The sequence below is a fragment of the Flavobacterium ginsengiterrae genome, assembly GCF_039539785.1.
In the GTDB taxonomy this organism is placed as follows: domain Bacteria; phylum Bacteroidota; class Bacteroidia; order Flavobacteriales; family Flavobacteriaceae; genus Flavobacterium; species Flavobacterium ginsengiterrae.
In genome coordinates this window covers 850468-862884 of record NZ_BAABDU010000004.1, presented here as the reverse complement: position 1 = coordinate 862884, position 12417 = coordinate 850468, and the positions used below count along the sequence as shown (strand labels likewise).

Genomic DNA, 12417 nt, shown 5'->3' with positions numbered 1-12417 from the left:
TTTGAACTTAAAGTTACCATTATCGTAAGCGAAAAATGTATCAGAATTTTGTTTTAAAGTATCATAATTTTAAGATTTATTCTTTTTTGGATATCAAAAAATAAACCTGAACCAACGCCAGAATTGCATTTGGAATAATGACAGGCCAAAGCCATTGGTTAAAATCGTGATAATTATTTATAAAGATGCCGTAAATAACAAAACAAATACAGCCAAACATATTAATAAACCGAATTGTTCTGAGGTTTTTAAGCATAAAACCTCCAACAATAAAAACAGATGCGAGATAACCAATATATTCTGCCATTTCCTTGATATTTAATTGTTTAAATAAATTTAGCAAAAGCAAATTATAAAATCAAGGTTTTGTATTGGAAATGAGATTTTTAAGTTTTTGTTTTTTGTAAACAATTATTTGTTTTTCCACTGATTAATTTTATTCTTCATTTCTTCATGAGAATAAAAATCGCCATTTTCTATGTCTTTTTCAGCAATTTTTAAATCATTATTATAGCTTTCCAAGTTTTTTTCAGAGGTTTTATTTTGGCTGTCTAAAATCCATTTTTTTTGTAATGCATGATTTAAGAAACTCCACGCCACAATACGGCTGTTTTTTTGTCCCTGCGACATTTCAATTGTTTTTACAGAAACGGCATTTACCTTTTTTAAAGTTTTGTAAATAGCTGAAAGATTTTCTTTTTTAGAAACCAAAGTAGTGAACCATAAACACTGCGAAGCATATTTGGCACTTTCGTAAATCATTTGGGTAATAAAGGCAATTTCTCCGCCTTTGCACCATAATTCGGCATTTTGACCGCCAAAGTTAAGAACAGGATTTGTGTTTCTTTTTTCTCTCGGATTTAAGTTTGATACTTTTCGTGATGCACTTTTGTTTGCTTCTTCTGCCGAAGCATGAAAAGGCGGATTGCACATCGTAAATGTAAAACGATCCTCAGGAGTTATTATGTTTTTGAAAATAAAACGGGGTTCTGTTTGCTGCTGTAAACTAATACCATCAATTAACCGCGGATTTGATTCGATTATTTTACTGCAGTTTTCAATTGCTTTTTTGTCGATATCTGTAGCAACAAAAGCCCATTTGTAAATTGAATTTCCTAAAATTGGATAAATTAAATTTGCACCTGTTCCTATATCTAATCCTAAAACCGAATTTCCGTCAGGAAGCTGATTGTTATTGGTTTCTGTTAATAAATCAGCAATGTAATGAATATAATCTGCTCGCCCCGGAATAGGAGGGCAGAGATAATTTGCAGGGATATTCCAGAAATCAATGTTGTAATATGTTTTTAGTAAAGCTTTGTTTAAAGTTTTTACTGCACCGGGATTACTAAAATCAATGGTTTCGATTTGATGTTTATTGATTGAAACATATTGTTTTAACTCCGGACAATTCGAAATTAGAAGTTCAAAATCGTAACGTGAACGGTGAAGATTTCGTGGATGCAAATTATTTTTTTCGGAATTGTCGTTTGTTGTCATTTTCATTTATTTCGTTTCAAAGATACATATTCCTTTTTTGGGAATAAAAATTCCATAAAAACGACACATATTTTAATTATTACTGTTCTTTAATCAAAACATTCCATTAAAAGCAAATCTCCATTAGAATGAGAAATCGTTACGAGACCGTCTTCTAAAACAGAATTACTGCTTCCGGTTCTGTATCCCATTGTTAAAGTATCATTGTTTAAAGGATATTTTAAGTTCGTCGAAAAAATACCATTTACAACACCAATCGGAATCAATGAAATAGGAGTATTGGCGGTATACCATTTTTCGAATTTGTTTGGCATCAGAAATATTTTTGAGTGGTCGTCCAGAATTACGATTTTAATTAAATTGCGATAACGAACAATATTGGTAAGATTTGTAATGGTATGATCTGCACGTTTTCCGGTTGCCCAGACTACGTTTACGGCTGGAATTTTTCTTTCAATGAGATAATCAAAAGCTTTTTCAAGATCGGTTTTATCCTGATCCGGAGTATGTACAATTTCGATAGGATATTGTGAAGTTTTGTAAATTTCGGGATCAAAACCGCGGTCAAAATCGCCTAAAAGCACATCAACTTTAATTCCTAATTCGATTACTCTTTCAATAGCAGAATCAAGAACAACAACCAGCGGAGACCATTCTAATAACTGTCCTAAAAGTTCCGGATTACAGGCAGCGCCATTTGCAATAATTAAAGCTGGTTCTTGATCATCGCGTACAATATGGTGTGAAGACATTTAGATTTCAATTTTAGAATGTGTCCCAAAGGTACAAAAGTTATGGACTTTGCCCTAAATCTATTTAGTTTAAAGACTTAAAAGCAACGGCATCAACTTCAATTAACATTCCGTCAAGTGCTAATTTTGGAACCGGAATCAGTGTGCTGGCTGGAAATGATTTGTTTTTCCATGTTTTGCTTATTTCTTCTTCCCAGATTTTTAGTTTTTCTGAAGAATGATCGACAATCAGAATCGTAATTTTCATGACGTTTTCTGGTTTTAAAGAATAACTGTCAAGAATTGTGGTTAAGTTTTGCAAAGCAGTTTGAACCTGAATTCTAAAATCAGGATTTAAAGTATGCTCTTTTCCTAAACCGCCGCTTTGGCCGGAAATATAAACCAGTTCGCCGGGTGTTTTTACAGAAGATGCATGGCTGAAACCATACGGAGATGGATCAAACAGCGACTTTGGATTTTTAAAAGTCTGTGCTTTTGTCTGAAATATAAAAAGACATAATGCAAGTGCAATTAAATGTTTCATGTTTTAAAAATTAAAATTAAGAGTACAAAGGTTTCTGAATTCTAATTTTTAAAACATTTACATATGTTGAGAGATCGAAGTTATTCTATAATATAAAAAAAGCCCTCGTTCATGAGGGCATTTTTTAGTTTTTTAAAAATTTATGTGTTGAATTTCCTTTGTTGGAATTTATTCGAATAAAATAAATTCCATTATTTAAGTTTGAAATATCAATAGCAGAAAATGTTTTTTTATTTTTTAAATCTACTAATGATTCACCCAAAATATTATAAATCTGAATTGAAGTTATGGAGGTATTTTCTTTTGATGTGATGTTTAGTTCATTTTTTACTGGATTTGGAAATAATGTAAAATTAGAATCTGCCTTATTTTCTAATGCAAAATCCGGTGTGCTTAGTGTATTGTTATGTCCTATTAAACGAATTGTTCCATTAGACCAGAGGTCTTTATATTTTGAAAAATTTCCTGTCACTAATAGTTTTCCATCTTTTTGCAATTTTATTGAGGTAATATTGCCATTAAATCCTTCTCCGGAATCAAACGAAGTGTCAATTTCTCCATCAACATGAAGGCGCTTAAAATCATTTGCTTGATATTCAGTAGCGCTGTTAAGATTAGTAAACAGTAGAATTTCATTAGTAGACTCTACTAGAAAACCTCTCACTAAATGTCCTACCTTTGTAGAGTAGTATGGAGTAAATGATGTATCTGTTGTTCCATCAATATTTAAACGTTTTAAAACGCAGGACTTATTTATTGTTGAATTAAATTCGAATGATCCTGCAATTATAATTTTTCCGTTAGACTGCAGACCTAATTTATAGATAAATCCACTTAAATTCTCATCAGACTTAAATGTATTATCAAGTGTTCCATCAATATTAAATCTCACAATTCTATTTACATTTTTTCCGTTAAGTGAGGTAAAATTACCAGCAACAAGTATTTTTCCGTCTTCTTGAACAATTGCATCATAGCAGATATTATTAAAGCCTTTAGCCGATATAGAAAATGTAACATCTTTAGATCCGTCACTGTTTAGTCTTATTAATGGGTCATTCTCATTACCTGAAAGAGCTAAAATTTTTCCATCTGGAAGTAACGTTAAATTGTAAATTGCTCCATAAATAGGAACTTGATTAAATGATGTATCCAAAGAAAAATCATCATTGTATCTAACTAAACTATTAGCGCCAGTAGATTCAATTTTAGACACAATAATTTTATTATCTGGCTGAACTATTGCCTTTTTGAATTGACTGTTATCATTAACAGTTGACGTGAAAACATTTTGATATAATTTTTGATTATAGATTAGATTTCCATTTTTGTTTAACAATTTCATTCCATCATGATATTTCATGTTAGATATGTTTTTACTATATCCCAAAACAACAATATCACCATTTGGTTTTTCTACAATATCATTTCCTGGATAAAAAGTACTAGGCTGCTGCTCTAAATTTATTTCAGACGTAGTCAAATCTAGTTTGATAAATTTATTTGTGTAAGTTGAAGTTCCTGATTGGGTTATAGTATTGTCAGTACAAACTATCACTTTATTGTCCGGAATTAATAAAACTTTGCTTGAATTTGTGTTTTTATCTAATTTAGCAATAACAGTGTTGTCAGTAGACCCATCGCTATTGATATAAACTAATTTGTGGGTCAATATTTTGTCATTAGGAAGAAGAACAAAATCTTTTACGGTTGCCATTGGCTGTCCAGGTAAAACATAAGTAAACGAAGTATCTTTAGTCCCATCACTATTAAACCTCATTAATCCTCTTGTATCAAGATTTTTAAAAGATGTGTAACATCCTCCAAATAGTATCTTTCCATCACTCTGTATGGCAAGCTTGCAATCGTACATGTTGTCATAATCAACAGTGTTTGAAGAACAAATTCTACCGAATCCTTCAATTGCCGTAAATCCAGTGTCAATACTTCCATCAGGATTCAATCTGTCAATTTTATAACTTGCTTCTTGATTAAATGTATTTTTATATACTCTTACTATTTTTCCATCATTTTGTAATTCCAATTTGAATGTTTCATAAGAGAAATTTGTTCGAAAAGTTTTATCAACACTTCCATCTGCATTTAGCCGCATAATATTTTGAGCGGTAAAAGTTTGATAAATAGTAATAAAAAAAGTTCCGATAACAATCATTTTACCATCAGGCTGTAATTTTATCGACCGGATATTTGTAACAGAAAACGAATTAAAACCTCCTTCGTTAAGGTTAAAGGTATCGTCAATTGTGCCATCTGAATTTAACCTTATGATTTTTTTTACTGCTTTGTCATTATATGTCGTAAATCCTCCACATGCTAATATCTTACCATTTGGCTGCACAACGATATCACCAGGTGCAGTACTAAATCCAGAACCTACATTAAAAGAATTATCAATTGATAAGTCTTTATTTAACCTCATAATATTTTTCCCACTTACTTCATACTTATTATTAAACAATTTATAAGCACACGAATTTCCTGCTACGATTAATTTTCCATCTGGTTGTAAAGCAAATTGCTTGGTAAACAAAGTGGAAATATTGGGCGAATAGTCTTTGTTGTCGAAACTTGGATCAGAATCTGAAGATATTTGCGCATTACTGCATAGAAAGATAAAACAAAATAATAACAAGAAGTAGTTTTTTTTCATATGTTTTTTTTTGTACCAAATATATTGTTAATGTTTTATTTGTATCAAAAAAAGTTTGTTTTTTTTATTCCTATTTCTTTTGTTAATAAAATCATTTTAAATAAGTGTTTTTTAGAACAGTCTTCTATGATAATTTATCTGTCCTAAATGATAACCCAAATGTGTGGCAAGATGAACTAAGAAAAATCCGGTTGTCATTTCTTTTTCAAAAACAATCTGCGGATATATGGCTGTCAAATCTGCTTCGGTTAAAGAATCCAAAGCATTGTTTACAACCAAAATAGTATCTTCAATTTTCTGGATTAATTCTGCTCTTGGAATGTCTTTTAAAGAAAACTCTAAAGGGCGGTTTCGAATGTAGCCGGTTTTTCCTATTTCGGCTCCAATGTAAGTATTAATATTACCAATTAAATGCAGACAGAGGTTACCGCCGGAATTTGAAATATTTTTTTCTACTGCCCAGATTTGATTTTCGTATTCATACGATTCAATTTCGAATTTAAGTTTATTTAAATCTCTGTTGAAAAGTATTTTTAGTGTTTCGATTAACATGCTTTTTTTGATGAAAGTTAAGAAGAATAATCTACTGCCGGAAAATCAGTCTCTGTTTTTTATAGGAATCCATATTTCTTCTTCAGAATCAGGATCGTCTTTTTTGTATTTATGATCCATTACAGCAAAATGAGGTCTGTCATCAACAGTATATTTTGAATTGGGAAGCCATTCTGCAAAAATGGGATGATAGGTTCTGTGCGCTTCTGAAGCTGGACCACGATGAAGAAAAACAGCGTATAAGCCATCAGGAACAATTAAAGTTTCCATATCTGCCGGAACACTCTCCAGATTTTCTACTTCGACTGCGGCCCATTTTTGAAATGATTTAGAAGGATCAAAATTGTCAAAATGATTGGGTGTGTACACTTCAAGCGAATACAAATTATCATCAACTCTGTTTTTGATGTTTTTTCGATGAGGCATAAAACTGCTCCATAATTGAAATGTTTTGTTTTCTATAAACGACATATCAATGTGTTTTCCTATGAGTTTTTTTTCAGTTAAAGTTTCAATTCTGGCTTCCATGGTTTAAATTATTCTATTGTGAATTTTTTGGTTTGTTTTTCACTAAGCGAAAAATATCCTAACGGATAATTTGCTTTATCGGTTGTATTAATAATATTCCCTTTTACGGTTGCTGGAGGTGATTGAAAAGGGCCGCCAACATTGCTTCCGGCAATGCTTACTAAAATACTCATATAGTTGTAGTATTGTTTTGAAATGCCAAAATGAGTGATTTCAATTTCGTCGCCTGGTTTTAAATCTTCGTCATCTGAAACACTGAAAAACTCGTTACCCTGAAAGAATTTATCTTCATCTACATAAAAATTAGAAGTTATTTTGTTAGAATAAAGGTATTTATATAAGTAGAAATTATTTTCATCTGCCGGGTCATTAAAATAAGATCTGATTTCGATATCTTTTCCTGTAAAACCGCCTTCATTATTCTGTTCGATTCTGGTAATGGGCGCTATAGATTTTAATGTTTCTTCTGCCGTATAAGTATTACCATTGCTAATAACGGTTAAAGTATAAACTTCGTCAATTTTTGGAACAAAATCATTACACACATAACGTCCTGTTTTTTGAATTTCACTAAAATTAAACTGCTGTCCACCGCTGTTTTTAACATAAATTACTGCTCCGGAAACAGTTGGAATTACATTATCAAAATAGCCGGTTGTTGTCGTTAATTTTATAGTCTGCTGCTTTCCGGTTGTACCTTTTTCCCAATTTATAGCAGCTTCTATTACCAATTTTGGAGGTGCAGTATCGAGATCAACATCAACAACATCTTCGCAGCTGTAGAAGAAAATCGATGTGAGTATAACGAATACTAAAATTACTTTTTTCATGAAATTTATGTTTTTACTTAAAAAAGATTCAGCTTAAAATTTAAAATTATAGCTTACCGCAGGAACAATTCCGAAAATTGATAATCGTACTGCTTCGTTGACTCCAGTATCAGAATTTTGCCTAAAATTAATCGAAGCGGCATTACTGCGGTTGTATAAATTGTAAATACTGAAAACCCATTCTGCTTTCCAGTTTCTGTCTTTGTTTTTTCTGGGTGTTAAAGTAGCCGAAATATCTAAATGATGATACGACGGAAGTCGGTTTTCATTTCTAAGGCCATAACTAGGAACTACAATTCCTAAATATTCATATTGCCCGTTTGGATACGTAACCGGCTGTCCGGACTGCAGGGCAAAGTTAGCGCCAAAAGACCATTTTTCGTTTAAATTATAAGCTGAGGTAATTGCCAGATTATGTGTTTTGTCATACGCAGAACTGTACCATTGACCATTATTAATTCCAATTTCTTCAGGAGTTCTTCCCGGAGTCTGCTGTTCTGATTTTGATAAAGTATAAGAAATCCAGCCATTAAATCTGCCTTCATTTTTCTTAACCATAATTTCTAAACCATAAGCACGCATTCTTCCGTTTAAGATTACTTGCTCGATGGCATTGTTTGCAATTAAATCAGCGCCATCTATATAATCTAATCTGTTTTGAATTTTTTTGTAGAAAGTTTCTGCTTCAAGCGAATAGGCACCTTCTTTAATATTTCTAAAATATCCTACCGCAACCTGATCTGCAATTTGGGGTTTAATGTAATTATCACTTGGCATCCAGACATCGAGAGGCGTAGGCGATGAGGTGTTTGAAATCAACTGAAGATATTGCGCCATTCTGTTATAACTGGCTTTTATAGACTGATCGTCATTTAATTGATACGAAACGGCAAGTCTGGGTTCCAGATTATTATAATCCTGAATTACTTTGTTTTTGCCGAAGTATTTTGTTGAAGTTGGAGTTCCTTTTTCATAGATCTGCATATCAGAATTAAAAACAACCGGACTGTTATTGTCGTAGTAATTAACAGTCGATGAGCCTAATCTGTAAAATAAACTGTATCGTAAACCGTAAGCAACCGTAATTTTTTTAGAAAGCTGATTTTCGGCATCTAAATAAACCGAAGGCTCAAAAGCATATTTTCGGTCTAACTGGTCGGGATTAATTCCGGAATTTGTACCGCTTGGCTTAATTGTACCGGGATTAAAGTCATAATAAATTCCGTTTAAGCCGTAATTTAATTTGAATTTATCAGAAATGTAATGTTTGAAATCGTACTTAATATTGTAGTTTTTAATTCCGGAATCCCATTTAAAACCTACATAATCTAAATCGAGTCCATAATAATAATCGCTGTAAATTAAAGACAGGTTTGAGAATAGTTTATTAGAGTATAAATGATTCCAGCGAAGATTTAAAGTTGAATTTCCATACGTATTGGTAAAACTTTTATTTAAACTGAAAACATCGCGCCCAAAATATCCTGATAAATATAAACTGTTGTTATCGTTTAGTTTATAACTCAGTTTTGTGTTTAAATCATAGAAATAAGCAGAATTATCTTTATTATCTTCTGAAAGTTTTAAAAATAAATGGGCATACGAAGCTCTTCCGCCAATTAAAAAAGAACCTTTGTCTTTTACTATCGGGCCTTCTAAAAGAAGCCGGCTTGAAATTAAACCAATACCGCCGTTTACATGAAAATCTTTACTGCTTCCGTCTTTTTGGTAAATTTCCAAAACAGAAGAAGCACGTCCGCCAAATCTGGCCGGAATGCCGCCTTTATATAATTTTAAATCCTTAATAGCATCAGGATTAAAAACAGAAAAGAATCCAAAAACATGTGAAGAATTAAAAATCGTGGCTTCGTCCAGTAAAATTAAATTTTGATCTGCGCCTCCGCCCCGAACATTAAAGCCTGATGCGCCTTCGCCTGCATTTGTAACTCCTGGGAGTAATAAAATTGATTTTAAAACGTCGACTTCACCTAAAACCACAGGCATTTTTTTTATGGTTGAAATAGAGAGTTTATTAACGCTCATTTCTGGTGATTTAATGTTTATTTTGCCTTTGTTGTCTTTAATAATGACTTCCTGAAGTTCTTCGCCGCTTTCGCTGATGGAGAAATTGTTTTTTGTATTTTGATTTAAAGCAATTTGCTGCTGAAGGGTTTGATATCCAACATAACTGATTTCTACTTGATATTCGCCTTTTGGAGCGGTTAAGGAATAAAATCCATATTCGTTTGTCGTAGTTCCAATTTTTAGTGCCGGTATATAGATATTGACGCCAATTAAGGTTTCATTATTTTTTGAGTCTTTTATGGTGCCGCTTAAAGTAAATTTTTCCTGAGAAAAAGAAGTAAAAGCTGTAAGGATAACAATTATGAGAAGGCCGATTTTTTTTGTAATCATTGCACTGGTTTTGATATACATAGATACTAATTCTTACTAAATATTACGGGCGAACTTTTGTTAAACATAAGTTAAGATAATAAAAAAGGACAGCTGTTTAAGCTGTCCTTTAGTTATTATAGAGATGCACATCAGTGCGTCTAAATTATTTAATTTTAGAAATAATAGTATTGAATGTTTCGCTAGGACGCATTGCTTTACTTACTAATTCCGGAGTTGGCTGGTAGTATCCGCCAATATTTTGAGCTTTTCCTTGTGCACCAATTAGCTCAGCGTCGATTTTAGCTTCGTTAGCTTCAAATTCAGCAGCAATTGGAGTAAAGATTGCTTTTAATTCAGCATCTTTTGTTTGAGCAGCTAAAGCCTGAGCCCAATAGAATGCTAAATAGAAGTGAGAACCACGGTTGTCGATTTGTCCCACTTTACGAGCTGGAGATTTATCGTTAGCAAGGAATTTATCGTTTGCCTGATCTAAAGTTTCAGATAAAATAAGAGCTTTTGCATTATCCTGAGTTTGTCCTAAATGCTCTAAAGAAGCACCAAGAGCTAAAAATTCTCCAAGAGAATCCCAACGTAAGTATCCTTCTTCTGTAAATTGCTCAACGTGTTTTGGAGCAGAACCTCCGGCACCAGTTTCGAACAATCCACCACCATTCATTAATGGAACGATAGATAACATTTTTGCAGAAGTTCCTAATTCTAAAATTGGGAATAAATCTGTTAAGTAGTCACGTAAAACGTTTCCTGTTACAGAGATAGTATCTAAACCTTTGATGATTCTGTCTAAAGTAAATTCTGTAGCAGCAATTGGGTTTAAGATTCTAATATCTAAGTTTGTTGTATCGTAATCTTTAAGATATTTTTGAACTTTTACGATTAATTCTCTATCGTGTGCTCTGTTTTCGTCTAACCAGAAAACAGCAGGAGTGCTAGATAAACGAGCTCTGTTTACAGCTAATTTAACCCAGTCCTGAATTGGAGCATCTTTTGCCTGACACATTCTGAAAATATCGTTTGTTTCAACGTTTTGTTCCATTAAAACATTTCCGTTTGCATCAACCACACGAACAACTCCGTCAGCTTTCATTTGGAAAGTTTTATCGTGAGATCCGTATTCTTCTGCTTTTTGAGCCATTAAACCAACGTTTGGAACGCTTCCCATTGTTTTAGGATCAAAAGCACCGTGTTTTTTACAGAAATCAATTGTTGCTGTATAAACTCCGGCATAAGAACGATCCGGAATAAGAGCAAATGTATCTTGTGCTTTTCCTTCTTTGTTCCACATTTGTCCAGAAGTACGAATCATTGCCGGCATAGAAGCGTCAACAATAACGTCAGATGGAACGTGTAAGTTTGTGATTCCTTTATCAGAATTAACCATTGCTAAAGCTGGTCCGTTAGCGATAGCCTGATCAATAGCAGCTTCAACTTCTGCTTGTTCAGGTCTTCCGGCAATTTTAGCGTAGATATCGCCTAAACCGTTTTTAGTGTCAACATTTAATTCAGCGAATAAAGATTCGTATTTTTTGAAAACATCTGCAAAATATACTTCAACGATAGCGCCAAAGATAATTGGATCAGAAACTTTCATCATTGTAGCTTTTAAGTGTACAGAAAGTAAAACTCCTGCCGCTTTAGCTTCGGCAATTGCATCAGCAGCAAATGCTTTTAATTTTTTTACGCTTAAAACAGAGCTGTCAATAATTTCACCCGCTTTTAATGGCGTACTAGCTTTAAGAACGGTTGTAGAACCATCTTTAGCAACGAATTCAATTTTTACATCATTAGCTTCATTTACAGTCAATGATTTTTCACTTCCGTAGAAATCACCATTAGACATTGAAGCCACCTTAGTTTTTGAGTCAGCAGACCATGCACCCATTGAGTGCGGGTTAGCTTTTGCAAAGTTTTTAACGGCTCTTGGCGCTCTACGGTCAGAGTTACCTTCACGTAAAACCGGGTTTACTGCAGAACCTAAAACTTTTGCATACTTAGCTTTAATTTCCTTTTCAGCATCATTTTGCGGATCTTCCGGGAAATTAGGAACATTATAACCATGAGATTGTAATTCAGCAATAGCCGCTTTTAATTGCGGTACAGAAGCCGAAATGTTTGGTAATTTAATAATGTTAGCTTCCGGCTGTGTTGCTAGTTGACCAAGTTCAGCCAAAGCATCGCCTGTTTTTTGAGCATCTGTTAATGATTCAGGAAAATTAGATAAAATTCTTCCTGCCAAAGAGATGTCTCTGGTTTCAATTGCAATACCAGCAGTAGAAGTAAAAGCTTGTACAATAGGTAATAGAGAGTAAGTCGCTAATAATGGCGCCTCGTCAGTTAAGGTGTAAAAGATTTTTGAATTCTGTGTCATTTTTTTTTTTTTTTATAAGCGTGTCGTCACAGAATGACGATTTATGAAAAGTATAGTCGGCTCAAAACGAGCGGAGCAAATATAATAAAAACAGTCCGAAAACGGTGTAGTTTTAGTTAGAAATGCTTGAATTATCAGATTGCTAATTCGCGCTTGATTAATTGCTAAATTGGCGATTTTGATATTAAAAAATTACGGTTTTGATATTGACTATAAAAAAGGCATAAAAAAAACTCGTTTCAATTGGTATGAAACGAGTTTTTTATAACAGATTGATA

10 protein-coding genes are annotated in these 12417 nt (G+C 33.0%); all 10 read right to left on the bottom strand.

The window, feature by feature from the left end; translation table 11 throughout:
• Positions 1-76: 76 nt before the first annotated feature.
• The 10 genes from ABD859_RS14290 to ABD859_RS14245 all read right to left on the bottom strand — a co-directional run bounded on the left by ABD859_RS14290 (position 77) and on the right by ABD859_RS14245 (position 12139).
• Positions 77-307 (bottom strand): uroporphyrinogen decarboxylase, encoded by a 231-nt coding sequence (locus tag ABD859_RS14290; RefSeq protein WP_345145293.1) that lies wholly within the window; start codon positions 305-307, stop codon positions 77-79.
• 104 nt (positions 308-411) lie between these two features.
• Positions 412-1500 carry a 23S rRNA (adenine(1618)-N(6))-methyltransferase RlmF gene (rlmF, locus tag ABD859_RS14285; RefSeq protein ID WP_345145292.1) on the bottom strand — a complete coding sequence of 363 codons (1089 nt, stop codon included), beginning with the start codon at positions 1498-1500 and terminating at the stop codon, positions 412-414.
• Positions 1501-1589: 89 nt separating this feature from the next.
• The gene (locus ABD859_RS14280) at positions 1590-2252 is read right to left on the bottom strand and encodes a thiamine diphosphokinase (RefSeq protein ID WP_345145291.1); all 663 of its coding nucleotides are present in this window, start codon (positions 2250-2252) and stop codon (positions 1590-1592) included.
• Between the two features lie 64 nt (positions 2253-2316).
• Entirely contained in the window at positions 2317-2775 is a 459-nt protein-coding gene (locus ABD859_RS14275; protein ID WP_345145290.1) for a RidA family protein, read from the bottom strand.
• 124 nt (positions 2776-2899) lie between these two features.
• On the bottom strand, positions 2900-5446 hold the full coding sequence (locus tag ABD859_RS14270; RefSeq protein WP_345145289.1) for a T9SS type A sorting domain-containing protein: 2547 nt from the start codon (positions 5444-5446) through the stop codon (positions 2900-2902).
• Between the two features lie 111 nt (positions 5447-5557).
• Positions 5558-5998 carry a DinB family protein gene (locus ABD859_RS14265; RefSeq protein WP_345145288.1) on the bottom strand — a complete coding sequence of 147 codons (441 nt, stop codon included), beginning with the start codon at positions 5996-5998 and terminating at the stop codon, positions 5558-5560.
• 45 nt (positions 5999-6043) lie between these two features.
• Entirely contained in the window at positions 6044-6526 is a 483-nt protein-coding gene (locus tag ABD859_RS14260; protein WP_345145287.1) for a GyrI-like domain-containing protein, read from the bottom strand.
• Between the two features lie 8 nt (positions 6527-6534).
• A complete protein-coding gene (locus tag ABD859_RS14255; protein ID WP_345145286.1) occupies positions 6535-7356 on the bottom strand; it encodes a DUF4249 domain-containing protein in 822 nt (273 codons plus the stop codon).
• A gap of 33 nt (positions 7357-7389) precedes the next feature.
• On the bottom strand, positions 7390-9771 hold the full coding sequence (locus tag ABD859_RS14250; protein ID WP_345145285.1) for a TonB-dependent receptor: 2382 nt from the start codon (positions 9769-9771) through the stop codon (positions 7390-7392).
• 145 nt (positions 9772-9916) lie between these two features.
• On the bottom strand, positions 9917-12139 hold the full coding sequence (locus ABD859_RS14245; protein WP_345145284.1) for an NADP-dependent isocitrate dehydrogenase: 2223 nt from the start codon (positions 12137-12139) through the stop codon (positions 9917-9919).
• Between the last annotated feature and the right edge of the window lie 278 nt (positions 12140-12417).